This is a genomic window from Desulfosarcina widdelii (assembly GCF_009688965.1).
GTDB classification, from domain to species: domain Bacteria; phylum Desulfobacterota; class Desulfobacteria; order Desulfobacterales; family Desulfosarcinaceae; genus Desulfosarcina; species Desulfosarcina widdelii.
Genome location: NZ_AP021875.1, coordinates 2727561 through 2753237 on the forward strand (window position 1 = coordinate 2727561; position 25677 = coordinate 2753237).

Annotated in this window: 24 protein-coding genes; 9 read left to right on the top strand and 15 right to left on the bottom strand. The window is 53.2% G+C overall.

What is annotated here, in order from left to right:
* Window positions 1-258: 258 nt before the first annotated feature.
* Complete coding sequence (locus tag GN111_RS12805) at window positions 259-1185, bottom strand: nitroreductase family protein (protein ID WP_155304121.1); 927 nt, start codon at window positions 1183-1185, stop codon at window positions 259-261.
* A 227-nt stretch (window positions 1186-1412) separates the two neighbouring features.
* Here GN111_RS12805 and GN111_RS12810 point away from each other — a divergent pair, with 227 nt between their 5' ends.
* Window positions 1413-2282 carry a YitT family protein gene (locus GN111_RS12810; RefSeq protein ID WP_155304122.1) on the top strand — a complete coding sequence of 290 codons (870 nt, stop codon included), beginning with the start codon at window positions 1413-1415 and terminating at the stop codon, window positions 2280-2282.
* A 166-nt stretch (window positions 2283-2448) separates the two neighbouring features.
* Here GN111_RS12810 and GN111_RS12815 read toward each other — a convergent pair whose 3' ends face one another.
* Together GN111_RS12815 and GN111_RS12820 are read right to left on the bottom strand one after the other, a co-directional pair.
* Window positions 2449-2658 (bottom strand): hypothetical protein, encoded by a 210-nt coding sequence (locus GN111_RS12815; protein ID WP_155304123.1) that lies wholly within the window; start codon window positions 2656-2658, stop codon window positions 2449-2451.
* On the bottom strand, window positions 2658-3938 hold the full coding sequence (locus GN111_RS12820; RefSeq protein ID WP_170302257.1) for a porin: 1281 nt from the start codon (window positions 3936-3938) through the stop codon (window positions 2658-2660). Before GN111_RS12820 ends, GN111_RS12815 begins: the two co-directional genes overlap by 1 nt.
* 265 nt (window positions 3939-4203) lie before the next feature.
* Between GN111_RS12820 and GN111_RS12825 the strand changes: the two genes are divergently transcribed.
* From GN111_RS12825 to GN111_RS12855, 7 genes are all read left to right on the top strand, one after another.
* The gene (locus GN111_RS12825) at window positions 4204-5418 is read left to right on the top strand and encodes an acetate/propionate family kinase (protein WP_155304125.1); all 1215 of its coding nucleotides are present in this window, start codon (window positions 4204-4206) and stop codon (window positions 5416-5418) included.
* Between the two features lie 262 nt (window positions 5419-5680).
* Entirely contained in the window at window positions 5681-7174 is a 1494-nt protein-coding gene (gene scpC, locus GN111_RS12830; protein ID WP_155304126.1) for a succinyl-CoA:acetate CoA-transferase ScpC, read from the top strand.
* Window positions 7175-7343: 169 nt separating this feature from the next.
* Window positions 7344-8195 (top strand): thymidylate synthase, encoded by an 852-nt coding sequence (locus GN111_RS12835; RefSeq protein ID WP_155304127.1) that lies wholly within the window; start codon window positions 7344-7346, stop codon window positions 8193-8195.
* Between the two features lie 146 nt (window positions 8196-8341).
* A complete protein-coding gene (locus GN111_RS12840; protein WP_155304128.1) occupies window positions 8342-9592 on the top strand; it encodes a hypothetical protein in 1251 nt (416 codons plus the stop codon).
* A complete protein-coding gene (locus GN111_RS12845; RefSeq protein WP_155304129.1) occupies window positions 9582-10163 on the top strand; it encodes a condensin complex protein MksE in 582 nt (193 codons plus the stop codon). The genes GN111_RS12840 and GN111_RS12845 overlap by 11 nt, the downstream gene beginning before the upstream one ends.
* A complete protein-coding gene (locus GN111_RS12850; RefSeq protein ID WP_155304130.1) occupies window positions 10156-12921 on the top strand; it encodes a hypothetical protein in 2766 nt (921 codons plus the stop codon). Before GN111_RS12845 ends, GN111_RS12850 begins: the two co-directional genes overlap by 8 nt.
* Window positions 12887-13702: a Wadjet anti-phage system protein JetD domain-containing protein gene (locus GN111_RS12855; protein WP_155304131.1), complete on the top strand. Its 816-nt coding sequence runs from the start codon at window positions 12887-12889 to the stop codon at window positions 13700-13702. Before GN111_RS12850 ends, GN111_RS12855 begins: the two co-directional genes overlap by 35 nt.
* Before the next feature lie 314 nt (window positions 13703-14016).
* Here the strand turns inward: GN111_RS12855 and GN111_RS12860 are convergent, their stop codons facing one another.
* The 12 genes from GN111_RS12860 to GN111_RS12915 form a co-directional block, all read right to left on the bottom strand.
* Window positions 14017-14364, bottom strand: coding sequence for a hypothetical protein (locus tag GN111_RS12860; RefSeq protein WP_155304132.1), 348 nt, complete (start codon window positions 14362-14364; stop codon window positions 14017-14019).
* Between the two features lie 9 nt (window positions 14365-14373).
* Window positions 14374-14634 carry a Mor transcription activator family protein gene (locus GN111_RS12865; protein WP_155304133.1) on the bottom strand — a complete coding sequence of 87 codons (261 nt, stop codon included), beginning with the start codon at window positions 14632-14634 and terminating at the stop codon, window positions 14374-14376.
* 194 nt (window positions 14635-14828) lie between these two features.
* Entirely contained in the window at window positions 14829-15086 is a 258-nt protein-coding gene (locus GN111_RS12870) for a Mor transcription activator family protein (RefSeq protein ID WP_155304134.1), read from the bottom strand.
* A gap of 15 nt (window positions 15087-15101) precedes the next feature.
* Entirely contained in the window at window positions 15102-16811 is a 1710-nt protein-coding gene (locus tag GN111_RS12875; RefSeq protein WP_170302258.1) for an IS630 family transposase, read from the bottom strand.
* A 73-nt stretch (window positions 16812-16884) separates the two neighbouring features.
* Window positions 16885-17817: a hypothetical protein gene (locus tag GN111_RS12880; RefSeq protein ID WP_155304136.1), complete on the bottom strand. Its 933-nt coding sequence runs from the start codon at window positions 17815-17817 to the stop codon at window positions 16885-16887.
* A 30-nt stretch (window positions 17818-17847) separates the two neighbouring features.
* Window positions 17848-19569: a phage tail tape measure protein gene (locus tag GN111_RS12885; RefSeq protein ID WP_155304137.1), complete on the bottom strand. Its 1722-nt coding sequence runs from the start codon at window positions 19567-19569 to the stop codon at window positions 17848-17850.
* 111 nt (window positions 19570-19680) lie between these two features.
* Window positions 19681-20046, bottom strand: coding sequence for a phage tail assembly protein (locus tag GN111_RS12890; RefSeq protein WP_155304138.1), 366 nt, complete (start codon window positions 20044-20046; stop codon window positions 19681-19683).
* On the bottom strand, window positions 20046-20285 hold the full coding sequence (locus tag GN111_RS12895) for a hypothetical protein (protein ID WP_155304139.1): 240 nt from the start codon (window positions 20283-20285) through the stop codon (window positions 20046-20048). Before GN111_RS12895 ends, GN111_RS12890 begins: the two co-directional genes overlap by 1 nt.
* A 144-nt stretch (window positions 20286-20429) precedes the next feature.
* The gene (locus GN111_RS12900) at window positions 20430-20942 is read right to left on the bottom strand and encodes a hypothetical protein (protein ID WP_155304140.1); all 513 of its coding nucleotides are present in this window, start codon (window positions 20940-20942) and stop codon (window positions 20430-20432) included.
* Window positions 20939-21403, bottom strand: coding sequence for a regulatory protein GemA (locus tag GN111_RS12905; protein ID WP_155304141.1), 465 nt, complete (start codon window positions 21401-21403; stop codon window positions 20939-20941). The genes GN111_RS12900 and GN111_RS12905 overlap by 4 nt, the downstream gene beginning before the upstream one ends.
* Before the next feature lie 180 nt (window positions 21404-21583).
* Window positions 21584-22519, bottom strand: coding sequence for an AAA family ATPase (locus tag GN111_RS12910; protein ID WP_155304142.1), 936 nt, complete (start codon window positions 22517-22519; stop codon window positions 21584-21586).
* A 71-nt stretch (window positions 22520-22590) separates the two neighbouring features.
* The gene (locus tag GN111_RS12915) at window positions 22591-24183 is read right to left on the bottom strand and encodes a transposase domain-containing protein (RefSeq protein WP_155304143.1); all 1593 of its coding nucleotides are present in this window, start codon (window positions 24181-24183) and stop codon (window positions 22591-22593) included.
* Between the two features lie 307 nt (window positions 24184-24490).
* On the opposite strand from GN111_RS12915, the gene GN111_RS12920 reads away from it, so the two are divergent.
* The gene (locus GN111_RS12920) at window positions 24491-25240 is read left to right on the top strand and encodes a helix-turn-helix domain-containing protein (RefSeq protein WP_155304144.1); all 750 of its coding nucleotides are present in this window, start codon (window positions 24491-24493) and stop codon (window positions 25238-25240) included.
* Window positions 25241-25677 lie beyond the last annotated feature (437 nt).

The following is a 25677-nucleotide window of genomic DNA, read 5'->3' on the forward strand; positions in this document are numbered from 1 at the left end:
ACGTTTTCTGGGATCCATAGGGATCGTAGGGGCGAAAAATTTTTCGCCCCTACACGGCCCTGCATGGTGACGAAGCCAATGTGCCAGATTCGACTTATAGTTGATGAAACCTTAAAAAGTCGCATTTTGGACGGGCTTGTAAAAAGGACGAGATCAAGGCTTGCGAGTCCTGAAGAAGGATGCGTACCTATACGTACTCCGCACTGACGAGGGACGAAGCGTAACGAAGATATCTGCCTTTTTACGAGCCCGTCACAGTTAGGCATACCGAATCATCACCGACTTCCTCCCCGCCACCTGTTGATAAACTTCGTCGGGCCAGCCGACGGCCATCACGGTGCAGGGAATTTCACTGTCGGGAATGCCCAGAGAGCGGGTGATGGAATTGTCCCGCCGCATGGCCTCGATCACGAAACCGATCAGGCAGGTTCCCAGTCCCAGGCTGTGGGCGCCCAGCAGCATATTACCGGTGGCCAGCAGGGCGTCTTCGGCGGGACAGGAGGCATCCTTGTCCGCGGCGACCACAATCGCGGCAGGGGCTCCATGAAACAGCAGGTCGCGCTCCCCCTGCTCCCATTGTTCCAGTCCCCGTTCGACGGTGGCATAATGATCCCGGTAATAGGATTCCAGTTCCGGACGGCCCAGCCATTTCAGACCACGCCGCAGCCAGGTTTTTTCCGCCAGCCGATTGGTCTTCCGAAAAAAATTGCCGACCGATCGCGCCAGCGCGACCACCGCCTGGCGATTCGGCAGAATCGTGAAGGTCCACGGCTGACAGTTGGAGCCCGACGGGGCGGTGACCCCGATTTTCACCAGATCCTCCAGGAATGTCCCATCCACCGGCTGATCGGTAAAGTTGCGGCAGGAGCGACGTGATCCCATGAGATTGACCAGCGCGGCGGTGTCGAAGCGACCGTGGGGCAGCCAGCGATTGTCTGCGGAAAAGTTGGCAAATCTAACCAGCTCGGGATCCAGCGCCGCCACCTGGACGGCCTCGGTGGGGCACACCGCGGCACAGTGCCCGCAGTTCATGGACTCGCTGCCGGTCACGACCGCCTTGTCCGCTTCCATCGTGATGGTTTCCTTGGGACAGACCGCCACACACTGCCCGCAGCCGATGCAGAGGTCGGCATCGATTGTCGTGGTTACGGATCGGCTGGAGGATTGGATCGGTTTATCGCTCATTAATTTATCCTTGCAGCTTGCTTGACTTGAATTGAGTCCGTATTAAAATTGACGACTTCGTAAAAAGCCCGATATCGGCGTTACGCTTCATCCCTCGTCACTGCGGAGTACGCTAAGTACACCTCATTCCTCGGGATTCGCAAGCCTCGATCTCTGCCTTTTTACGAAGCCGTTTTAAAAAATTGACTTTTTATCGGTCCGTTAGAAGTCTATTGAGGAAACGATCCATGAAAGAACGCCCCCACTACAACCGGTTTATCTCTTCCGTAATGTGGAACCTGCTTTTGATTTCGGCGGGTTCCGCGGTTTTCGGCATCGGGTTGAAATCCATCGCCATCCCCCACGGCTTCATCACCGGAGGGATTTCGGGCCTGACCCTGCTCATTTACTATGTCAGCGGCCTGCTGTCACCGGGTTTGTGGTACCTGCTGCTCAACATCCCCATCTTTCTGATCGGCTGGATTCATATCAGCCGGCGGTTTTTCTTCTACAGCCTTTACGGCATGGCCGCGCTTTCGGCGGCCATCGATCTGATCGGTTTTCCCCTGCCCATCCATGAACCGATCCTGGCGGTTCTGGCCGGCGGCGTACTCATGGGCGCAGGTTCCGGCATCATCCTGCATTCGCTGGGATCGGCAGGCGGCCTGGACATTGTGGGGATCATCCTGCACCAGAAATTGAACGTACGCGTGGGGACGTTCTTCTTTACGTTCAACCTGGTCCTGTTTGCCTTCAGTTTCGGATTTCTGGAGGCCGATCTCGTCCTGTACTCCCTTTTCATGAGCTTCATCTCTTCGCAAACCATGGATTACGTGCTCACGATTTTCAACCAGCGCAAGATGGTTATCGTCATATCCGATCTCAACGACAAAATTGCGGGGGAAATCCACTCCCGGCTCAATCGGGGCGTCACCTTTCTCAACGGAAGCGGCGCCTACACAGGCAAAATCAAGAAGGTCATCCTCACCGTGATTCACAACTACCAGCTCAAACGGCTGGAAGAGGCGGTTTTATCCATCGATCCGGAAGCCTTCATTATTACGGAAAACACCTTCAATGTTTTGGGCAGGGGGTTTTCCAAACGCAAGGAGTATTGATGGCCCATGGTACGGAACGGTATCGGATCGATTTCGATAGCGATTTCGGCAGGAAATACCCTTCGTTAATGAAAGGATAGACTTTCTTCCGTATAAAGAAAACGCGCCGCGGATATCCGCAAAAATAGTGGATACCCGCAGCGCGATGTTTGAGTTGCTTAGGCCACTATTTCGGGCTGGGATCCTCCGTGGCCTCTTTCTCTTCAGTCTGTTTCGATGATTCCCCGTAAACGACAACACCGCCCCGATCACCAGAGAAAAGTCCAGGCCCCGGTTTCTCATCCCTGTCGTCGTGGTACTCGAAGGGCTGCGGCGATGCGGCACAGCCGGCAATCAGGGCTGCAATCGCCAACGCTGCGATCCATTGGCGGTCCATCAGAATTTCACCCGCATACCGGTCATGAACGCATTGATATTGTCGTAATCGGCGCCGTTCCTGTCCAGTTTGTGGAGCCGGTAGCCCAGATAGGCTTCGGTGCCCCACTCCTGGATATCCTGGACCATCTGAAAACCGATGGTGTCAGCATCGTCTCCATCGGCGGCGATGTCCGAATAGCGTCCGTAGTCGGCCGAAAGGGAAGTCACCCCCAACGGACACCAGCGACCCCGGTAGCCGAACTTGGTATAGAAAAACCCGCCGTCGTCCCGGCCGCTTTTGTGATCGCGCGTACCCATGGCGAAGGTGCCGTTGAAGCCGCTGTCATGGAGAACGGAAACCGACCCGGACATCTGGTCGTCTATCGTGTCCGAGGTGCTGCCGGGATTGGCGTAGGCCGCCCCGGCCGCCAGTTTGAAGGCGTCCACCCGTGCGCTGTAGCGCACGGCGAAGTCACCGCCGCCGTCGGACACATAGGAGGTCGATCCCGTAAACCCGTTGAACGAGGGGCTGTCATAGCGAATGCGTTCGTCGCGGCCCAGACCATCCATATTGCTGAAAGCATTGCCGATGGCGGTTGCGGACAGGCCGCCCGTACTCGAATCATAGAACCGCTGGCCGCCGGCCATGTCCCCAACGCTTGAGTACCCCACCACGCCGGTTCCGGAAAGATCCACCTCCGCGATACCATCCGAGGCCGTCGACCCCCAGCCCAGGGAGAACTTTCCGAGGGTATTGGCATCCACCCACAGATCCAGATGGCGCTTTTCGAATCTGTCATTCGGGGTGTAGCGTTTGTCTTCCTGCCAGACCGCATTGCTGGGATTGGTCTGATACTCCACCTCGATTTTGGTCCCGATCTCATAGCGCTCGTTGGGGTTGATGGATCCCAGCAGCCCGATACGGGTGGAGGAATTGTCGTTGTCCACCAGGTAGAGGTCCTCGTTGTGGCCATCGTCACTGTAGAGTACCGCCTTGTTCACCTGGCCGTATACCTTGATGCTGGCCTTGGGGTTGCCGGTCTTGACCGCTGCCGGGCTGTCCGTAGCTGCCTTGACCGTGGCCTTGGCCGTCTGGCCTTTGAGGGCCTCCACCTGCTGCTGCAAGTCGTTCAGGGCCTTTTGCTGGGCTTCGATCTGCGTTTGCTGCTGCCGGATGATCTTCTCAAGCCGGTCCAGGGTTTCCTGATCGGCCCCGAGGACCGGCGATGAGACCATGAAGCCGGAAACGAGTAGTACCGAAGCCGCACACAGAACAAGCCGCCATTTTCTCATTACCATATCCACCTCCTGCTTGGTTTGCGATTGAATGCTGTCAACACCCGCCCATAGCCGCTTACGGACGGGCACCATTTGAAAAAATCGTCTGGGGGTCGCCGGGCACCGGATTCACGCCGATGGTCGTGTCAAGGTAAATAGAGGATGCGAGATGTTTCAGTTCGGGGTCCGGTTGAAAGCTTTTCATAGCATTTTAAGCAAATATGTGCAAACAAAGTGTACGCATAAACGGGAAATCGGATTTAAACCCCATGCAAAGGTAGAGTGAATGAGAATTCTGGTTGTCAACTGCGGCTCCTCATCGTTGAAGTACCAATTGCTGGACATGGATGGCGAACGAATCATGGCTTCCGGACTGATGGAACGTATCGGCGAACCCATCGGCAGGGTGTCCCACCGGACACAAACGGCTTCGGGTCCGATTCACCAGGTTACATTCGAACGAACGATGACCAATCACCGCGCAGCTTTTCGTGAGGCGATCCGTCAACTCACCGCCTCCGCCACGGGGGCCATTGCCGGCCCGGAAGAAATTGACGCCGTGGGCCACCGGGTGGTTCACGGCGGCGAAGCATTTCGGGAACCCACCCTGGTGGACCCGGCTGTGCTGGACGCCATCGAAAAGACGATTCCCCTGGCCCCCCTGCACAATCCGGCCAACCTGATGGTGATCAACATCGCCCGGGAACTGTTTCCCTATATTCCCCAAGTTGTGGTTTTCGACACGGCCTTTCACCATACCATTCCACCGCATGCCCGCCATTACGCCCTGCCCTGGTCCTATTACGAAGAACTGGGCGTCCGCCGATACGGATTCCACGGCATCTCCCACCGGTATGTGGCCCGGGAGGCGGCCCGGCGCCTGGACCTTCCCCTGAAGAGCGTCAACCTGATCACCGCCCATCTGGGAAACGGTGCCAGCATCTGCGCCATCAGGGATGGTGCCAGTGTGGACACCTCCATGGGCATGACGCCGCTGCAAGGCCTGATCATGGGAACCCGGGCCGGCGATCTCGACCCCGGCGTGATGATGTATATTGCCAGGCGCCTGAACATGTCCGTGGACCAACTGGAGGAGGTGCTGCAGAATGAAAGCGGTTTGAAAGGCATCTGCGGAATGAACGACATGCGGGACATTCAGAAGGCGGCCGAATCCGGCAACGAGCGCGCCCGTCTGGCCCTGGACATGTTCGCCCATCGCTGCCGGCACTATATCGGCGCCTACGCATTTGAACTCGGCCGGGTGGACGCCCTGATTTTCACGGCCGGTATCGGTGAAAACGATGCGCATATCCGTGCGGCCTGCTGCGGGGGCTTGGCACCCCTCGGATTGGAGTTGGACCCGTTTAAAAACCAGGCGCCGGAGGACCACCATGGCGAGATATCGGCGGCCGGCAGCCGGATCAAGGCGTATGTCATCCCCACCAACGAGGAGTTGGAGATCGCCCGCCAGACGGTAAAGGTGGTTGGATCGTTGGGGTAAGGGAAACGGAGTTAGGAAACCGAGCCAGGACACCCATGAACGTCGAACATCGAACGTCCAACTTCGAACTTCGAATAAAAAAAGTAAAATTTCCGGCCCGGGCAAACGGTCATTGAAAGCCATTCCCAAGGAGCGTATATAATTCCAACATTGAGGACCGGTACCATGGGAACGAGCGGGTGCTGCTCGATCCCATGGCGCCCGGGATATTTGCAACGCATGGTTAGAACTAAATTAGGCGAAAAACAAAACGGAGAACCCCATGTCGGAAGATCGTATTCGCTATAAATCGCTCCTGGACAAAGTCACCGATCCGGACGCGGCGTGTCAGCATATTCAAAATGGTACCAATGTATTCATTTCCGGCTTCACCGCCGGCTACCCCAAACTGATTCCCCAGGCCCTTGTCCGCCGGGCCAAGGCCGGAGAACGGTTGAAGATCAATCTGTTCGCCGGCGCATCGACCGGCGATGCCGTGGACGGCGTGCTGGCCGAGGCCGATCTGGTCGATTGGCGGCGGCCCTACATGAGCAATCGCATCATGCGGCAGAAAATCAACCAGGGGAAGATTCACTTCAAGGACGATCACCTTTCGCGCCTCTCCGCCCAAGTCCGTGACGGGAACTGGGGCAAGGCCGATTTGGCTGTCGTGGAGGCCGTGGCCATCACGAAAAAAGGGCACCTGATCCCCACCATGTCCGTGGGCAACACGCCGACCTACGTTCGGGAAGCCGAGAAAATCATCATCGAAATATCCGCAGAGCCCCTGGACCTGGAAGGCGTCCATGACATCTTCATTCCCGAGGATCCCCCTTACCGCATGCCCATTCCCATCTACCGCGCGAGCGACCGTATCGGCAAGCCGTTCATCGACATGGACCCCAACAAGGTGGTGGCCATTCTTTACAGCCGGGAAGAAGACAGCTGCGCAGTGTTCAACGAGCCGGATACCGTATCGCAAAAAATCGCCGAACACATCCTGGACTTCGTGGCCCACGAAATCGACCATGACCGCATGCCCCCTTCCCTGCCCTGGCAGTCCGGTGTGGGCGACGTGGCCAACGCGGTCCTGAATGGATTCATCGAAAACAAGTTCTTCAAAACCATCGATCTCTATTCCGAGGTCCTGCAGGATGCCGTGCTGGATCTGATCGACCTGGGAAAAGTGCGCGCCGCCTCCGGTTCCGCCATGACGCTTTCCCACAAAGCCCGCGAACGGTTCTACAAAGAACTGTACCGCTACCGGGACAAAATTATCCTCAGGCCGGTGGAGATCTCCAACGCACCGGAAGTCATCCGGCGTCTGGGAGTAATCGCCATCAACACGGCCATCGAGGTCGATATTTACGGCCATGTCAACTCCACCCATGTCATGGGGTCCCAAATGATGAACGGCATCGGCGGCTCCGGCGATTTCATCCGCAACGGGGGCCTGTCCTTCATCGTCACACCCAGCACGGCCAAGGGCGGAAAAATTTCGGCCATCGTGCCCATGGTCTCCCACGTGGATCACAGCGAGCACTCGGTGGACGTGGTGGTTACCGAATACGGCCTGGTGGACACCCGCCCCCTGACCCCGCGCCAGGTGGCCGAACAGGTGATCAAAAAGTGCGCCCATCCCGATTTTCGCGATCTTTTGTGGGATTATTACCAGCAGGCCATCCGAACCACGGGCGGACACGAGCCGCATATCCTGAGCGATGCTTTCGCCTTTCACGAACGCTTCATGGCCACCGGCGACATGCACGAGGGATAATGACTGAAATTAAAAAATACGGTTCTCTGGTAAGCTCAAGCTCCCTTTTTTTAACGGGTCTCCAGTTTTGTCATTCCGGACGGAGCGAAGCGGAGATCCGGAATCCAGGAAGGTTCATGGGATTTCTGGATAGCGCATTAATGAAAAGCAAGGGCAATAGGAATCTTCAATGAAAGCATATCTGGAACTTTGCCAACGGGTCATCGACGAGGGGGTGTGGATCGAGAACGCCCGCACCGGAAAGCGTTGTCTGACGGTCATCAATGTGGATCTCGAATATGACGTCAGCGATGGCACCTTGCCGGTATTGACCACGAAGAAACTGTTCTGGAAACCGGCGATCGCCGAAATGCTGGGCTACCTGCGCGGCTACCAGAGCGCGAAGCAGTTTCGGGACCTGGGTTGCAACACGTGGAACGCCAATGCCAATGAGAATGCCGACTGGCTGGCCAATCCGTTTCGCGAAGGCGAGGACGACATGGGGCGCTGCTACGGCGTTCAGGGCCGGGGGTGGCGCAATCCCGAGGGCAGGGAAATCGACCAGCTGCGAAAAATCGTCGATGATCTGTCCAGGGGTTTCGACGACCGGCGGGAAATCATGACTTTTTACAATCCGGGAGAGCTGGACCGCGCCTGCCTGGCCCCCTGCATGCACACCCACACCTTCAGCCTGGTGGGTGAGCATTTGTATCTGACCAGCTATCAACGCTCGGACGATCTGCCCTTAGGGCACGGGTTCAACCAGGTTCAGGTGGGCTGGCTGTTGATGATTATGGCCCAAATCACCGGCAACAAGCCGGCCAAGGCCTTCCACAAAATCGTCAACGCACACATCTATGAGGACCAGTTGGAGCAGGTGAGAAATATTCAGCTCAAGCGGGAGCCGTATGCCCTGCCGAAGCTGAAAATCAATCCGGATATCCAGTCATTGGAAGATCTGGAAACGTGGGTCACCATAGACGATTTCGAACTGGAAGGGTACCGGCATCATCCCCCCATTCAATATGCCTTTTCGGTTTAAGGTGAAGCGCCTTGCCAAATAAGTCTTGAAATCCATTGTCTTACTGGATATCTCAAAGATATTAGGCAATAACCGCGCAACCCGGGAATTTTATCCATCCCGAATTCGGTTCTAAGTATCATTTTTTACGAACGGTAGCGGCAACCATGCCAATCACCACTTTCCAGGGGTTTCTGGCCACGGCAAACCTGCACCACGGTCTGCTGGTGGACCTGTGCGCCGAGGCCGGGGTAATCGGCCGGGCCAAGCTTTTAGCCTACATGGAGCGGCACGGCGTCGCCCCGATGGATAAGGAAGCCCTGATCCAACGGTATCGACGCGCGGCCATCCTTTATGAGGAAACAGAGGATACCTATACGGTCAACCCTGTGGTGGCGGGGCTGGTCAACTTCTATGAACGTCGCGGGCGGCTGACCCACGCCGAATTTCTCAAGGACCAGATCGTCGATATCGGCAACCTTACCGACGCGCTGCAACAGGCCCTGTTCGCCGACCCACCGGAACCGGAACGAATCGCAGACACCGTGGATAAGCTCTACCTGGTGGTGCGGCAGGTACGTGAAAGCGGGTATCAGCACTACCAGGCCTGCATGCGCGCATTCGGGGACATGAAGCGCAACAGCGAAGGCAAACGCATCGACCAGCGCATCGAGGATCTCAAGACCGTCAACCGCCGCTATATCGAGCCCTTGAGCGAGTTGATCGACCCCCATGCCGAGCCGGTGCGCAAAATGGCCCGCCTGAGAAGATGCATGGCCGACCTGGCCGACCGTACCGGCCTGTTGGCGGATTCCGTGGAACTCAGCGACCGGCGGCAGCGCCTGTTGATCGACATTCAATACATCGATTACACGCTCATCCACCATTTCGAAACCCTGATCGACACCAGCCGGTCCCTGCTCAACTCGCTGATCGAGGAAAAGACCATCAAGGAAGCCCTGGCCAAATGCCTGGGCGATCTGGATGCGGTTTGGCCCCTGCTCTCGGGCGAGACCGTCGTGGTTGCCGGGACATTGGCCAGCCAGGCACCGGGCATGGAGCGCCTGGGCCTGTTCTTCAACGATGTGGTCCACCGCCGGTATGTGGCACGGCCACGGCCGCTCTCCACAAGCCTCCCGCAGGAAGCCCGGGCCGAAAGTCTGCTGTTGTTCGAAGAGCAGTTGCTGAAACAAATCCGCGAGGCCCGTGAAATTGCGGACTGGCCGGCATTCGTAAACCGTGAATTCTCCACCTACCCGCCCGCCGAACGGCTCAAGGCCATTGCTCTGCCCTTGGTCATGGCCAGCCCGCCTTTCCGGGTCACCCCCACCGGAAGGACCTTTCACGGGGATCTCAACGAATTTACCATCGAGATGGAGGATTTCGGCATCGTCTGGGAGGAAAGCCATGCCGGTTAAATCGCCCGAGGAAACCCAGCGCATCATCCAGACCTTGCTGCGCGGATACCAGTTCAGCGACTCGGACCTCATGCGGCCCGATTACGAGCGCTGGTATGCGACCCTGGATCGCCATTTCGACTGGTTCCAGGACCACCTGTCTTTGAGCGGCTTTTCCCTGGTGCGCGACAAGCAGGTGATCTTTCTGGAAAAGGAGAACAAAATCCTCAGCCAGGAGGAAAAACAGGCCGTGGTGGTACTTTATCTTTTGACCGACTTGTGGCTGGAAAAGGGCAAAACCTATGGCGACCTGTTTCAGGCCAGCGTGGCCTGGACGGAACTGGATTGGTTTCGGGATGGCTACGGCCGTGAGTACCTGTCCCAGGTGGGCATCGAGGATGGCAACGACGCGGCCCTGGAGCAGCTTTTCCGCCGCCTTGCCGGCAAGGGACTCCTGGAGGTCAATTTAGAAGCGCGTACTTTGACCCTGCGCCGGCCGGCCGAACGGCTGATCAACCTGGCCCGGCGCATTCACCAGCAGCTTGACCGGCAAGAGATAACCGAGGCAGAGGAAGGCGATGCCGATGAGTGAGTACACCGCCAGCATCCGCAGAATCGGACTGATCAACAGCGGCATGTTCGATACCTTGGCCCTGAACTTCGATGTGCGCGCCGTGCACCTGGTGGGCGCCAACAACGTGGGCAAAACCAGCCTGATCGCCCTGATCCAGTTTCTTTTTTTTCCAAAAATGCGTGAAATGACCTTTGTCAAATCCGCTGCCGAATCTCTGGGCTTCTACTTTCGCCCAGAGGGCTCCTACCTGCTCTTCGAGGTGCGCACCCTCACCGGCAGTATTCGCACGGTGGGTATTTTCGGCACCGGCGAAGCCGATTCGCGGGTCAATTTCGTTTTCAACGGCTCCTTCGACGTAAACACCTTTCTCACTGAAGAGCGGACACCACTACCTTTCAAGGACCTCCAGGCAAATCTGTTCGACCGGGACTTCGCCCGTTTCGACCGATTCGAACGCTATGAAGAAGCCCTCTTGGGCCTGCACACCCGCGGCGAGTACAACGTGCCGCTATTCGATCTGTCCAAAACCAATTTTCGACTGCTGCGCCGCCTCATGCAGGGGTTACTGCGCCTGGACCGTATCGACGCCACCGATGTGCAACAATTTCTCATCCGCATCGTGGAGAAAGGCGCCGTGCGCACCCGTTTCAACCTGCTCCAGGATTTCGAGCAAAAGTACCGCCATATCAACAGCCTGCGTATCGAACTGCGCGAACTGGAAGCCCTCAAGCCGGTGGTGGCCCGCTACCATGACCTGCTGGCCAAAATCGAAGAGACTGCCGAAAAACGCGACCAGCATGCCGCCTATTTCTTTCACCTCTCCGCGGCGGTAAGTATGCTTCTCTCCGAGAAAAAGAAGCAGCTGGCCCGGGTTTACGACGACGAGGAAGCGCGCCTTGAAAAACTGGGAGGATCCGTCAAGCGCCTTTCCGAGCAGGCCAGCGATGCCCGAACGCGCCTTGGCGAGGTTCGCCGGCAAAAAGAGCGCTTCGAGGCGCTTACCAAAACCGCCCAATCCCATAGCGAAGCCCTGGTGCGCCAGGAACGCGACCGGCTTACCCACGCCAGGGTGGAACTGGCAACGGCCCTTGCCGCGACCCAGCCCCAGGACGCCGAAAGGCTGAAACGGCAGCTTGCAGCCCTGACCCGCGAGATCGACAACGTCACGCGTCAATTGACGCATAAAACCTTGCAAACAGTCTGGGACCAGGCCGGATTCGACGAGAACCGGCGCGCCTTGCTGCGCTTTCTGGTGTCCGGCGACCTTGCCAGCCGGGAAGCCGAGGCGGTGTTGGCCGATGAGAAATCATTTCTTCAAGCCTCGTCCAAGGCTGCGGAATATCTGGATGACGAGGGGCGCTTTCGCGGCTTTGGCCTGGATCTGCCCAGGGAGGTGTGGTTCGTTCCCGAAACCGACCGGGAGCCCCTCGATGAACGACAAAAGCGCCTGGAGCGGGAAATGCAATCGGTTCGCACCGCCATCGAAATCGCGGAAAACACCAAGCGCAAACAAGCGGAACTGGCCGAAATGGACGCGGCCATTGCCGCCAAGGAGGCCATCCTGGCCGAATTGGCCGAACTGCGCCAGCTTACCGTAACCTGGAAGGATCTGGAATCCATAACCAGGGAGGAGAGCCGCCTGGACCGGGAGTTAGCCCGCCTTAGCCGTGTAATTCGTGAGCGCGAGGAGGAGAGCCGCTTGCTGCGCCGCCAGCAGCAGGTCACCTACACGGCCCTTAAAACGGCCGAGGAAAAATGGGAACAGGTACATCAGGTCCACGCGAGCCTTTCCCCCGACGACGGTGAGCCTCCCGAGGGGTTAATGGCACGCCGCCTGGAGACCTTGCAAGCCGAGTACACCCAGATGAGGCAATCGATTGCCACCCTGGAGAGCCAATTAAAGCAACTGGACAGTCAATTGGCCGAACCCAAGTCCGAGCTGGAGGCCCGTTACGAACGCTCTGCATCGGATGTCTCCTTCGAGCGCTGGCTGGAGAACAAGGCCGATCTGGCCGGCGCTATCCACGACCTCGAAGCCCAATTACAGCGTGAGTACGACGGTATTTTCACCGTGGTGCGGGCCAAGCTTTCCAAGATCACCCAGGCCTTCGGATTCGTGGAATCCCAGGTGGCGGCGCTAAACAAGGCCATCCACAACGTACGCATTTCCAACATCACCCACATCGGCATCGCCCTTGAGAAAACCGCCCTGCTGGATGCCATCGATCAAAGCATCCCCGGCCAGTTGGATCTCTTCGCCGCCCCGGACACCTCCGCCAGCCTGGAAGACGCCCACGCCCAGGTGGAGGAGTACTTCAACCAGATCCGCAACTACGGCACGGAAATCAATCTCAAGGACATGTTCCGTCTCAAATTCTCGGTTCAGTTCAGCCACCAGCCCGATCCGGTGGAACGCTACGAGATTCACCGCTTCGAATCCAACGGCACCGAAACCGGGGTCAAAATCGTGATTTACCTGGGGCTGATCGGCCTGTTGCAGGAACGCAAGAATGTGACCGGTACGCGCATCCCCTTTTTCCTGGACGAGGTGGGCAGCATCGACGCCGACAACCTGAACCAGTTGATCGCCTACTGCACCGAGAACAACTTCCTGCCAATTTTCGCCAGCCCCGAGATCCGAAAGGATATCTCCCACAACTACCTGTTCCGGCGCGACGGCAACCGCAGCTATCTGGCCTCGGTTGTAAAGATCACGCCCAAACCCATGGAGATCGCGCAAGATGACGCCTCCGATTTGGCTGGCCACCCTGCTTGAAAAGGGAACGGTGGGCCATTCCGCCGTCAACCGCAAAATACTTGACGAACTGCTCACCCTTGAACTGGTCGGCATCCAGAGCCATGGCACCCGACGCACGGTGGTTGCTATCGATCCTGTACCACTGGCCCGCTGGGCGGCGGCCCGATATCCGGATCACGGCCTGGACCCGGAGCGAATGGCCACCCGTCAGGGCAATATCGTGCGCGGCGGTCACAGCAAGGCCGGACGCTCGGGCCATTCTGTGCTTTCCTTATCTTTCAAATGGTTTGGCGCGCCGAATGACCCGTTATCGCAATTGACGCAAAAATTCGGCTTGGCCGCCGCAATGAGCGACCGGCTTATAAATCTCTCCCTGCCAGCCTGTTGGCACCTGCTCACCATCGAAAACTGGGAGCCCTTCTACCGCGCCGATTACTCGGGCCAGACGGAGCCTGTCATGGTGGCCTACCTCGGCGGCAACGCACCGGAAATCGTCATCGAGGCGTTGAAGACCTTAACGCCCTCGCCTTCACGGGTGCTGCATTTCGGGGATTACGATTGGGACGGGCTGTATATTTTTCAACGCCTGCAATCCGCTCTGCCGACAGCCAGACTCTATGTGCCGGAGGATATCGCCCTGCTGTTCAAACGCTTCGGCGACCGTCAACTGCTCGCCCGGCAAACCCCAAAGACCGCTTTTGATCGTCGCAGCCGGGACTGCCGGCCGATCATTCAACTCATGGCGCAGCACAATGCCGGGTTGGAACAGGAAATTGTGGAATTGCCGGTTTCGGTTTGAAAGGCAATTCGTATTCAAATAAGGCGGAAAGATACCCTGCGCCCGGCGATATCGGCCTGCCCCCATTGTTTCCTGATTCTGCGGAAAGCTCGGCAATCGCCCGCTTTAGGTTGCTATTATTCGTCAAAAATTACGATTTAATTGCTATAAGCGATTTAATTCGCCGTATTTTACGACTTGAAAACTTATGATCGATAAGAAAAGAAGTATTCGTCAACTCACCGTATTAATTGGACCTTTGTAAGCGGGCACCTATTTTGTCATATTTGGTCACCTGGTTTGTCATATTTCTTGTGGTGCCAAAATCGTAATAATTAGGAATTTTCCGGAATATTGGCAAATTTTGAGGGGGATTTAAAGCTTTTTTTGCCACTTGGATGGAGCTGCCCCTCTATTAGGTCAAGCCTTTTTCTGATGGCTTTCAGTTCGTTTAAGACCGCATATCGGGTTTTGGGAACGTATGTGTTTGCAAGCCTGGATATGGTACTTTTCGGGATGCCTGTTATCTCGTTTATGGTGGATAGTTTTACGCCATTATCACGCATTCTCTTTAGTATTTTTGCCTGCTTTGTTTTAAACGGATAATCCCTTTTTAATATCTTTTTTTCTTCATCTGAAAGGGCTTTTAAAACGTCTTCAGCGGATTTTGAATAGCCATTCATAACTCTAAACTATTGTGTAATTTTTCTAATAGAAATGACAGAGAGGTTATGTTTTCGAGCAAGTTCTTTATATCCAACGCCGCTATCATGCTCTGAACGGATCAACCTGTCCCTGGCCGCCTTCTGAACCGTTTTTACCGAAGGGATATAGAGCTGTTCGCCGCCACGCTTATCTACTATATCAAGCGCTAATTCAAGGCCTATATCTTCGGCCAATTCACGAAATTCAGGCGTCAGGTCCTCTATTTGCACATTGTATTTCTCGCCCATATGATATCTCCAAAAAACTTTATTTTAAGCTTTTTCTATCTGTTTCAGATGCGTTAAATTGTCGAAACATACATTCAGAGCAGCTGAAATAATCCCAATCTTGGTACGCCGCCTTGTTCAAGCAGTGAGAATAAAAAGGACAGCTAAAATTCCTGTAACCTGTTTGATTGACAGGCGTTTTTATTTCGTTTCGCTTAAGACCTTTGGACAATTTTTCTAATCCACACAGTCGTTGCCCCAAATTTGCGGGCAAGCTCTCCATGGTTAGAACCGCTAAATTCTTGCCTGATTTTTTGATCCCTGTGCATACGAAAAACCGTTTTTTTTGAAGGAATGTAAATGCTCTCTCCACCCCTCTCGTTTACTAATTTCAGGAGGTTTTTCAGGCCAATAATATCTGCAATCTCTCTGAGTCCCGGAGAAAGTTCATCCATCCTGATTTCACATTCCATCAAAACCGCTCCAATTCACTTTTTCCTGAATAGACCGCTTTCTATTTTTTCAACCTCGTAATATTCGCGGTCCCAAATTTTGTTTCCGGCCCTTTTAGGGTTGAGTTTAAAATAGTTATTGCGGTCCCTGAAGTGTTGGCTAATAGCCGATTTCATCTCGTACACACATCCATAGTCACTGTTATGAATAACGGCCCTTTTAAGGCCGCTAAAGACGGATTCGACGATATTTAAATACTGAGATCGAGGAGGCAACGGATAGATGGTAATCGATGGGCCTGCGGTCATGCCATTCAGAAGCTGAACACAGGTTTGAACGCCGGATGAGTTGTGCCAGGACGCACAATCCCAAGTAAAATAGAGGCCAGAATGGTCATGATACCGATAATACAGGGTTTTAATCAAGCAGACGACAGCAGCGGTATCCTTGGTATCTGTGAAAGCCCATATTACTTGGTTCTCAACAGCATCCAAGGCCCCAATAAATGTTACTCGGCCTTTTGATTTTTGAAACTGAGGATATTTCTTCGTTTTCCCTTTGGCGGTATAGCTCTTTCCTCCATATTTTTTAACTCTCCATGGACCGGCTTCATCTATGAAGAAAAAGGCTTCATCTTCTTTCAGGCTTCTCAAAGCATCGAGTACCCGCTTCGTTTTTTCGATATACTTTGGATCATTGCTGGTAAGGACACGTTTAGCGCGCCTCCAGGTATAATTGGTTTTTTTCAGCGCTCTACGAATTGTACTGGCAGATAGAACGAAATTATAATCATTTTTATAAGCATGCGAGATTGCCTGCAGCGTCCAGGCTGAACGGTTGATCCCATAGTCTTTAGGGGATCGATGCAAGATTTTAACGATATTATCCAGTCTTTTAGCACGTTCGGCATTGCCTTTAGTGTAGTCGTAGGTGGTTTCAACAAAGCCAATCCCTTCCTCATTAAACCGCCGAATCCATCTCAGCACAGTGCCGGGAGATCTGTGAGCTTCAAGTGCGATTTCAATCAAAGAAGAATTCCGGTTCGCCAGAAGGAGAGCCCGGGCTCTGGCTCTATGGTTTTTATGGCTTCCTTCTAAATAGCGATGTAGCAAGCCGATCTCTTTTTGGTTCAGCCGCCGACAGAGCGCTACCGGTCGGTATTTAAAAGGATTTCCCCTAAAATATTTCAAGATGTAATTTAGCGCTGTAATAGAGGTTTGTTTGGTGGTCGCATCGATTATAGAAGCGCTCTTTATGATAGTTACGAAATTGCTAAGGAATGATAACGGGTCCTTCGGATCTATTTCGATGCGCCTGCTGATTTTTCTGCCGGTTTTTTTTACAGGTCGCGTGTGCCACCCAAGGAGCGGAACCAGCGCTTTAATGCCGCCCTGCCTATATGCCATTAGACTACGATAATAGGTTGAAATGCTGATCCCTTGGCTACGGCAGAATTGTTGGAGAGCTGCCTTTTTGCGGAACTTCGCACCAAGGCGGACTGATTCCCTTTTGAGGAATTTTTCGGACTCCTTAATGAAGAAAAAGCGCATTTCGGCTCGAATACGTAATTTGTAAGGAAGGTGGGCAATCAACTTCAAATCGTTTTCGTAGCGCAAGCGTTCCGCCTTTATTAAAGGTAAAAACTCTTGCTGTTTCGATTCAGTTGATTTTTTCATGGAACCATTTGCCCAATATTGATTTTTAGCGCCGCCGGGAAGTTTAAAATGAGAGGACGCCACCGCCACCCTCATCCGGCCAGGCCCGGCGGCGCCCAGGACAATACCTGTTCAAGAGGCCCTGGCCAAATCGTTTAATCGATTATGGGTTCAGTGCTGATTCCACAAAATTAAGGATATTGGCCCGAATAGTCCCGATTGGGAAAATGCGTGTTTGAACCGGTATCGTGCCGCCGGTATACTCGAAGACATCGACCGCCTTCGCGCCGGCCTCTACGATCAGATTATTGCAGATCGCAGTTATGGATGCATAGTATTGATTGTCGGTCGCTATCATTTCATCCAGCGCTTTTGCCATCGTTTTTTTGCCGTTGGCGGAATAGGCGTCTACTGCAGTTGTAAGGGTATCGGCAAAAGTTTTGCGCAATTCTTCGAGTTGGATTTCTTTGGCCTTTATAGCGGCATTCGTTCTTTCGATAAGCTCGGAGATCGACCTTTCTTTCCGTTCAACCCTTTCCCTTTCATGGACAATTTCTGTGTGAGCGTTGATATCGACATTGATAAGGTCTTTTTCGTTCATCCATTTCTCTTTAGGTTTGCATTTACTGAGTTCCGTATCAAGCTCTGTCCGTTTCATTTTAAGCTGATCAAGCTCTTTCAGGCTGGATTGGATATGTTTAAGGAATGGCTCGACAGCGCTTTTCACAAAAGGCTCTGCGCCATCTACGGTGAAGTCTTCAACCGAGATCGGAAATTCAAGCTCAGCCAACTGCAGTTTCAAGTCCGAAAGCTCTTTTTTCAGATTGTTGTTTTTCTTTGTCTCAACGATAGCATCTTTTTGTTTCGCTTCATAATCGTTTACGAGTTGAGCGTACTCGCGTTTTTCGTTTTCAGAAAGCCGGAATTCATCTCCTCTATGCCGCTGCAAATAATTTTCCTTACGTGTCCTGGCAGCAGTAGCCTGAAGCCTTTTTTGGTTATGGGCGTTTGTAATTTGGCAAGCCAACAACTGAATTTTTTCCTCAAGTTTGCTTTTTTTCTGCATCCAATCTGTAACCGATTGTGTTTTACTCATCTTCTTTCCTTTCAATGCTTTCTTGATGGTTTAACGCTGACCAGTCATGATATTGCCGGTGTCCACGTCGATATCCATGCCCTGTGCGGACATTCTATCAACAGCTACCGGCGCATCGCTTTTTATTGAAATTTTCAGTTCGCCAGTATTCCAATTCCGTTGTCCGGAAAACACTTCAATTATTTTGCCGACAGCTATGTCAAAATCTTTGAAGCTTTGCTTAATTTGACCTACATCCATGCCGAGCGGTTTCATTCCTTCATTGATGAAATAGGTCATCAATCCGGCCTGGCCCCATTTCCACGCACCGGAAAGCAAGCCAAGGTTTTTGACGTTGGTAGACCTTGGAAGTTTATTGTTTTTCGAATTGTTAAAGCCGGTTCCATCGTTGAGAAGGGAAAGGTGCTTGTTCACCACGTATACCGGTACCACGCCGCCGAATCCACCAACGCCGGGAACTCCGCCCATGGCACCACCTCCCTTTGCTCCCTTGCCGAACATTCTCATTATACCGCGTCCACCCTGGTACAGCTTGCGCCCCACAAAGGCCCCGCCGCCGACGATGCCGATCCACTTGGCAATCTCCATCCAGCGCTGCACCGTGCCCGGCTCCAGGCTGTTGAGATATTCGGCCATCTGCTTAATGGGTTTGCTTAGCTCACGGTCGGAGAACTGCCGGAAGGCCGTGTTGAACAATTGAAGGGCCGCGTTGAAGTCCCGGGCCGCCCGGGCGCTGTCGGCCAGCACGGTGCTGCCGTCGGCCTGGACGTTGTAGAACTTCTCCAAACTTTCAATGACGCCCAACCTGTTGAATTCTGTAATTGCGGTATTAAACGCTTTAACCGCATCGCCATCGCCAAGGACTCTTTGAATGATAGTTCGGTTCCCTTTAGCTCGCTTGACGATGTCCTCCATTATTTTGTTAATCGGTCGCCACACGTTGGCGCTCTCTTTAACTTTTATCCCGCCTCTTTCGAGGATTTTTATTTTTTTATCGTCGCTTAACGCTCGCAATAGAGCCTCATATGACGTGACCGCTTGTTCCGGTCCACCCGTTCCCTGGCGGATCATTTGAATTACAGCGCCCATTTCCCGGATGGCCGGCAGGCCGGTGCGCCCCAGGGCCGTGTAGGCCGTGAACAAACGTGGCCCCAAACCGGCGAGATTCTGGAATGTAAAAGCCCCCTGTTTGCCCTGGACGGTCAAAATGTCCAACGCCTGGAGCACGTCGCCAGGTTTGGTAAGGCCCATCTTTTGGAATTCGGCCGTGATACCTCCAATATACAAGCCGCCGGCGCCGGCAGCCTGAATGGCCGTAGCCATATTTTTTAAATTCTCCACGGCGTATGGCAGGTCGCCGGTCTTTTCCACGAGTTCGGCAACAGCATTGGTAAGCTGGGACGGATCGATGCGGATTTCCGGCAGGTTGGAGATCTCGAAGATCTGCTTTTTCAGCCGTTCCATGTAGTCTGCGCTTTTGTTGGCATTGATGCCCAGCCGGGTGAAGCGGGCCTCCAGGTTGGCCACCATGCGGATGGTGCCGATGCCGCCGGCGCCGAAGAGAAAACCGGTGTAGCGGTTGCCCAGGCGGTCCAGCCCGCGGCCCATGGCGGCCAGGCCGCGGTTCATCATGGCCACGGCCCGGCTGCCCCGGTTGCCCATGCGCTCCAGGCTGCGGCCGTACTGCCGGCTTTTGGCGTCCAGGTTGCCGGTCAGATCGAGAATGATGGATGTGCGGATGTCGTCGCTCACGATTCCTCCGAGTAAAGCAAATTATAGATTTGGAGTAGTTGGCGGCAGCTCAGGGAGGCGACCTCCATGCGGGTCCATCCGACGCGCACGGAAACGGCCACCAGCATGGTTTCAGTCGGTTTCCTGGCTGCCTGCCACTCGCCCCCGCTGGTCGGCCGCCTGGTCCGCACCGGAATCGAGAGCCTCGGCAGCTCCCTGCAGCGCGGCCAGATCGCGGCCGGAGAGATTGCGCATCTCGGCAAGGGCAAGCGGCCCCTTGTGGTCGCCGATGCGGACGATCTGGCGGCAGAGCAGCTCCATGTCGGTCATCGTGGGGCTGGCCACCAGGGCCGGCCCGGCCGGGGTAGCCACCACCTTCTCGGCCGCCGCGCAGGCGTCGATCATGTCGCCGGCGGTGTATTCGCGCAGCTCGGCGTCTTTGTGGACCGCGTTGCCGATCTTCAGGCCGTCTTTTAGGGGAACAGAGATGGTTGCCATCAGCGCACCTCCTGTGCCAAAGGTCCCTCCGGAGATCGGGAATTCACACCCTCCATGCCATACCGCCGGATGTCCTCAGCGCTTTTGCCGAACATATCGGCAATGTTCCGTTGTTCGGCGTTTAAACCTGTGTTCAGATCCGTATCGCCGCCGCCGTACTTTCTAATATCCTCGGCCGTCACGCCCAGCATATCCGCGATCTTCTGCTGTTCCGAATTCAAGTCATTGTTTAGATCCATTTTCTTCTCCTTTAAAAAAAGAGGGGGCAACCGGCCACACGGCCAAGCAACCCCCTCAAGATTATCCTCATATGTTAAGCCCTGGCAGGGCGGTGAGGCGCCGCCTTTTCGGTGATCAGCCTATCCAGGGCAGTTGCGTTCTTTCTATGTCAATCCTTGCAGAAGCCTGTTGAGTTCCAACATCGCGTCAACAACAATCCTGAGTCTGAACGCGGAATCGGCGGCCTCTTTGCAGGTCGATTTTGACAACAATTCCTCTATATTTTTAAGTTCGTCTCTGATATTCCAAAATTTCCCACAAGTTGAGTGGATAACAGCCTGTTTATCCTTACCCTCAATTGATAATTGTTCTGGAAACAATGTTGTGCTATATCCTCGCCAGTAAGAGCGTCTTTCACGCTCACTCCCTGAAGCCTCTGCATGGTTTGCCGCCGCCGCAGGGGCTTCATCAATTAGAGATGCAATCTCATTAATACACTCTCTCTGCGCATCAAATAAACGGCTAAGGAGTGTTCCAAGTCCGCAAAGAATACTATTTGGTAGCGGGCCGACGGGTTGATCATTAATCATCAATTCCGCTACCGCTGCCATTTCATTTTGCAACTCAATAGTTGATCCAAGAGTGTCAGCGACCTTAATTTCATCAATGCATTTCATTTAGCATTTTTCCTTTTTGAATTTTGAATCTTCACTTTCTTCTGTCTGGCCAGCAGTGCAGCAATCACGCCTTGCAACTGATACGGGTAACAAAACCGGACGAAATCAACCCCGTACATTCTTTTGGCAATGGCGTCCGCGTATCGCCAGGGATAGCACAGGTCCGCCAGTATGGCCCCAATCTTGGAAAGTTGAGGCCCGCGCTCCCAAGACGGCGGCTTGTGCATCCCGGACGCCATGGCCGACTTGTGAACCGGACGAAAGCCCATCTTTTTAAAAATACGGATCAGGGCTTGACGGCCTGCCGCGTCCAGATCGGCGGCGCTGTCACAATCATCTTTGCTGGCATAGAGCACCAGCCCTCGATAGACATTCTCTTTGATGTTGAGCTGCTTTGCGGCGATATGGATCAGCGCCAATTCGCGCCGCCGTCGCTCTTTCCTTGCCTGTGCATTCATCATCGGGCATCTCCTTTCGTTAAAAGTTCAATAATCGCTGAGAGCCTCATAACCGAACGATCTCAGCCTGACGCATATCTATGGTCGTTTGAAAAACCGTTAAACAAATCTGAAACGATTTAAATGATGTTTTAATACGGTTCCATGAAACGCCATGGCCCATTTTGGTCTTTAAAGAAAAAATCACCCGGTAGCCTCCCCGGAAAGATCGAGCCACGCCGCCTTGATGAACGTTTCATCAATATCCTTCCCTGCACCTGCCGCCAGCACCCCGGCAATGCGCAAGGTTTTGACGACACCTCGCAACCCGCCCGGCTTCCTGCCGATCTCCCATGCCGCTTGTTGCGCCTTGCTACCCTCTACGCCGAAAGCCTTGGCAACGCCCAACACATCGGCTTTCAATGGCCGGACGATTCGCAACCGCTTGCCGATTCGCGAGAAAAGCTGTGCAAACGTTGCGGTGCGGGCTCCACCGGTTAATCGGGCATAGACGCTTTCGTTTCCAACAAGAACAACCCCAATCCCGCCGGCATCATGGATGGAGCGGATCACCTCAAGCGCGGCAGGGAAAAGATGCTGTGCTTCATCGACAACCAGAAGTCCAGCGGTATCCCGCACCCGGCTATAGATGTCTCGAAGCAGCCGGGCGGATCTGCCTGGAGCGCCTCGCATGTCAAGGGCCAGCGCGATCTCTTCAAGGCAGGCGGAAACTCCGGCATGGGCGGCGGTCATGGTGGCCAGCCAGACATTGGGATTGCTGTCCGCGTAATGCCGGATGGTGTATGTTTTACCGGTACCGGCGGCACCGTAGACCACCCCGATGTCCACGGCATATTGCGCATATTCGCAAGTCTGCTCTATCTTTTTAGACGTGGAGAGGGCTATATATGATGGCACGGCGGAAATGGATCTGAATTTTTCGGACCTCCGCTGTTCGGCCGTGAGCCACTTTTCAATCTTGATCTCGACGGCCTTCACGTCTCCCGTGTAAGTGCCCTTGAGATAACCGGACAATGCGGCAGCAGATATGCCGATCAGGTTGGCCGCCTGACTTTGCGAAATGCCTTGTTCCTCCAGTAGAGACTTTACTCTATTTTTGATTGACATCGATTCCGCCATATGATAGCCTCCTTTTCCGTTGAGATATTCCAATTTTGCCCCGCTTCGGCAGTAGAAGGTTGACGGCCCCTCTACTGCCGAAGTGCATTTTTGAGCGTCTTATCCCAGCCTCTTTCCCAAAGTTCGTCACGTTCCTCCGGTGAAATATCCGACCCAACAGCCTGCTTGAACATCGGTTCAATGACCGTTGAAACGGGTGTCTCGGGTGGATCGATATCCGGCAGCAGGTTGGCGGCTTCGATGGCGTTCATTGAACGCTGCGCCTCAAGCTGCTTTTTCACGGCCTTCTTGTACTGGTTGCGCTTTCGGTTGTATTCTCTGGCCGCTTGGGTGTCATTGAATCCAGCCGCCTGAATGCAATCGGCTTCCCCGATGAAGCGACCATCAAGGGTTTCTACGTGGATCGGATCATGAAGGTTGTCGGGATCGAACCGGGCCACCAGTTTAGCGCCCATATGTTCTGAGAGTGCGTCACAGTGATAGCGATTATTCAAAAAGGTGATACTCCCATCCGTTCGAGAAGCGGTCACACCTTCGGCAGCCAGCAGCCACAAACGACGCTGTTGGGTCGTAGCCTTCCTTATAGGTGACTGTGAATAGGATTCGGCAAAGACTTCATCGAAACTACCGCCATCGCATACCTTTGAACGGCGGCCTCTCCTTGCGTTGTGTTCAATAATCCCTTGGTGGAGAACTTTCATAAACACATCCAAGGGCACAGCCTTTGAACCGTAATTCTCAGGCTTCGCGTGTGGGGAATTGCCGGTATAGGCTCCGGAACATATCGGATGCTTGGCAATATCGTTGCGCCCATCCAGAAAATATCGTTCAATCGGTTTTGATTGGCCGTGTCCTGGGATACACCAATGAACAACGGTGCCGACCTGGGGCATAATTCCGGCAGGATCTTCCGATTTTATCTTGAATCGGTATCGGTTTGGAAGTCCGCCAGTCATCCATTTTGAAGCGAATCCCCGGCCATTGTCCAAATAGGCATGCTCAGGAATGCCATAGCGTTCCAGGATATCGCCGAAAGCCAAACGAATGGTATCTGCGTTTTCTGTTTTGGCCACGCGATAGCTCAAAATTTTGCCGGAATACAGATCCTGAAAAGCCACTATTACCGGGCGGCAAACCTCACCATCCGGGAACCTGACAAACACATCGAATTTATGACCATCAGCGTTCACGGCTTCGAGGGCATGAAAAACGCCTCTGTCACGCTCCTGAGCGGGATAAGACCGGCTGAGAGCTTCTACACCTTCCCTGGCCAAGATCAAAACCCGCCGGGGGATTTCTCGCCTAAGCTTGCGTTTGAACGTAGAAAGTGACGGCAGGGTATCCTTTTCCGGCTTTCGCTCGTATTGGCTCCATAGCGCGTCTATCTCTGCCTGCTTTCGATTTTCAGATTCGGCAACAGCCTTCTCAACGGGATTGATAACGCGGCCTTCAACGGGTGTTGAACGCGCTTTCAAGAAAATATAATTTTGGGTTTTTTCTGGAAGAGAACTGAAATGGACTTCACGACCACCGCCACGGCCACAGTGAGGCCGAGTTGTCCAATTTTCTCTGTTGCACCTCAGTCTTACCGCCCTGGACGTTTTCGGCATTCCCGGCTTGCCGGCGAGTTCAGAGGGTTTAAAATACTCTCTCGCCAATTCCATAACAAACGGCCTTGTTGAAATATTCCGTTGACAGCCCGCAAAAACTTTTATTATTTACAATCAGCCCTCATGCTCTGGCCAAAGGTGACAAACATCCTTGTCAAGAACCAATGAAATCCGCTCTCTGAGCTTTGGGCTCTTGAATCTACCACCCAACACATTGCTTACATGAGGTTCCGTCCTGTCTAATATTTTGCTTAGCTTACGAACGGTTAAATCCTTCTCAGCCATTGCGATGCGTTGGTTTTTGTTCACAACAACCTCCTATTGACGTAAATTACGACAACAATATGTCGTAATTTACGTCATGAGTCAAGGAAAAATGGTCAATATAAGGGAAAAGCTCGTTGGCATCCGATCTGAAGCTGGCCTGACACAGGAAAAATTTGCTGAATCTCTGGGCTATTCAAGGGGATATTTGGCAGACATCGAAAAGGGCCGGACAAAACCGTCAAGAAAGTTCCTTGAAAAGGTTCGCCAGCAATATGGAGTCTCTATTGATTGGCTGGTTTCAGATGGAGTTATTCTTGATATTATTGAATGGAATAAAAAAAATATCGGGCCAACAATTATATATATTTTTGCATTCACTAAAGAGGGAATTGATAGAGCAGAAAAAGATTTATACGAATACCTGTCAAATTTTAATATTCTTAAGATTGATGCCGCTGGAATAAAAACTGCAAATATGTTTTTTAAACAGCTTGTTAAATGCGAAGGAACCTCATTAAAGCTAAAGGAAAAATTAATCAATTTATTGTTCAAGAAAGAAACTCTTTTAGTGATAAAAAATTTGTCACTTTCAAAAATATCACATAGCAGTGAAATAGCTCTTGGTATACATAAAAGCCTATTCGTAGAAAAATTGATAAATAAAAACGGAAAACCATTTATACAACGTGCGCCTTCACCATCATCTATAATCCTGATAGACTACCCAAGTTATCTTGAAAAAAACATGGAAAGGATTGGTTATTATTGCACACCTATACAAGCTTCCTATGGTAGCAATGAGGCTTTCTATAGTGGTGAATATTTCGTAAGGGGACCTGATTAAAAACAAGCAATTCAAAGAAAACAAGAGTAAATCTTAGAAAAATTGAGATACATGGTATATAGTTGTTGCATTGACTTCCGAGTTAGCCGGTTAAAATATTAGATACTGAAAAATTATATTTCATCAACATCTCAGACATATACGCCTAACTCGGAAATGGATATATTAAAGGTGGAAATGAGTTCCGGGTTTGGTCGCCGAACTCGGAACTCAAATTTAACACTGAGACGAGGCAAACTGTAAGAATTGTCAATGTTGAACAGGGATTGAATGGTTCTTGAACGGTTTGGAACGAAAAATCGAAATTGACAAATCAGCTGCACGAAAAGCCCGATTTCCGGATTTTGTGACATTTTAGCTGCCGCACCCAACCGACAATCGATGACGATCAGACAGCAAAAGAGGCGACCAGATGGACCGCCCCTTTTAAAAACGTT

Excerpts from the sequence above, each read along its gene's own strand:
- GN111_RS12805 (WP_155304121.1), bottom strand. The coding sequence starts at position 1,185 with ATGAGCGATAAACCGATCCAATCCTCCAGCCGATCCGTAACCACGACA.
- GN111_RS12810 (WP_155304122.1), top strand. The coding sequence starts at position 1,413 with ATGAAAGAACGCCCCCACTACAACCGGTTTATCTCTTCCGTAATGTGG.
- GN111_RS12815 (WP_155304123.1), bottom strand. The coding sequence starts at position 2,658 with ATGGACCGCCAATGGATCGCAGCGTTGGCGATTGCAGCCCTGATTGCC.
- GN111_RS12820 (WP_170302257.1), bottom strand. The coding sequence starts at position 3,938 with ATGGTAATGAGAAAATGGCGGCTTGTTCTGTGTGCGGCTTCGGTACTA.
- GN111_RS12825 (WP_155304125.1), top strand. The coding sequence starts at position 4,204 with ATGAGAATTCTGGTTGTCAACTGCGGCTCCTCATCGTTGAAGTACCAA.
- scpC (WP_155304126.1), top strand. The coding sequence starts at position 5,681 with ATGTCGGAAGATCGTATTCGCTATAAATCGCTCCTGGACAAAGTCACC.
- GN111_RS12835 (WP_155304127.1), top strand. The coding sequence starts at position 7,344 with ATGAAAGCATATCTGGAACTTTGCCAACGGGTCATCGACGAGGGGGTG.
- GN111_RS12840 (WP_155304128.1), top strand. The coding sequence starts at position 8,342 with ATGCCAATCACCACTTTCCAGGGGTTTCTGGCCACGGCAAACCTGCAC.
- GN111_RS12845 (WP_155304129.1), top strand. The coding sequence starts at position 9,582 with ATGCCGGTTAAATCGCCCGAGGAAACCCAGCGCATCATCCAGACCTTG.
- GN111_RS12850 (WP_155304130.1), top strand. The coding sequence starts at position 10,156 with ATGAGTGAGTACACCGCCAGCATCCGCAGAATCGGACTGATCAACAGC.
- GN111_RS12855 (WP_155304131.1), top strand. The coding sequence starts at position 12,887 with ATGACGCCTCCGATTTGGCTGGCCACCCTGCTTGAAAAGGGAACGGTG.
- GN111_RS12860 (WP_155304132.1), bottom strand. The coding sequence starts at position 14,364 with ATGAATGGCTATTCAAAATCCGCTGAAGACGTTTTAAAAGCCCTTTCA.
- GN111_RS12865 (WP_155304133.1), bottom strand. The coding sequence starts at position 14,634 with ATGGGCGAGAAATACAATGTGCAAATAGAGGACCTGACGCCTGAATTT.
- GN111_RS12870 (WP_155304134.1), bottom strand. The coding sequence starts at position 15,086 with ATGGAATGTGAAATCAGGATGGATGAACTTTCTCCGGGACTCAGAGAG.
- GN111_RS12880 (WP_155304136.1), bottom strand. The coding sequence starts at position 17,817 with ATGAGTAAAACACAATCGGTTACAGATTGGATGCAGAAAAAAAGCAAA.
- GN111_RS12890 (WP_155304138.1), bottom strand. The coding sequence starts at position 20,046 with ATGGCAACCATCTCTGTTCCCCTAAAAGACGGCCTGAAGATCGGCAAC.
- GN111_RS12895 (WP_155304139.1), bottom strand. The coding sequence starts at position 20,285 with ATGGATCTAAACAATGACTTGAATTCGGAACAGCAGAAGATCGCGGAT.
- GN111_RS12900 (WP_155304140.1), bottom strand. The coding sequence starts at position 20,942 with ATGAAATGCATTGATGAAATTAAGGTCGCTGACACTCTTGGATCAACT.
- GN111_RS12905 (WP_155304141.1), bottom strand. The coding sequence starts at position 21,403 with ATGATGAATGCACAGGCAAGGAAAGAGCGACGGCGGCGCGAATTGGCG.
- GN111_RS12910 (WP_155304142.1), bottom strand. The coding sequence starts at position 22,519 with ATGGCGGAATCGATGTCAATCAAAAATAGAGTAAAGTCTCTACTGGAG.
- GN111_RS12915 (WP_155304143.1), bottom strand. The coding sequence starts at position 24,183 with ATGGAATTGGCGAGAGAGTATTTTAAACCCTCTGAACTCGCCGGCAAG.
- GN111_RS12920 (WP_155304144.1), top strand. The coding sequence starts at position 24,491 with ATGAGTCAAGGAAAAATGGTCAATATAAGGGAAAAGCTCGTTGGCATC.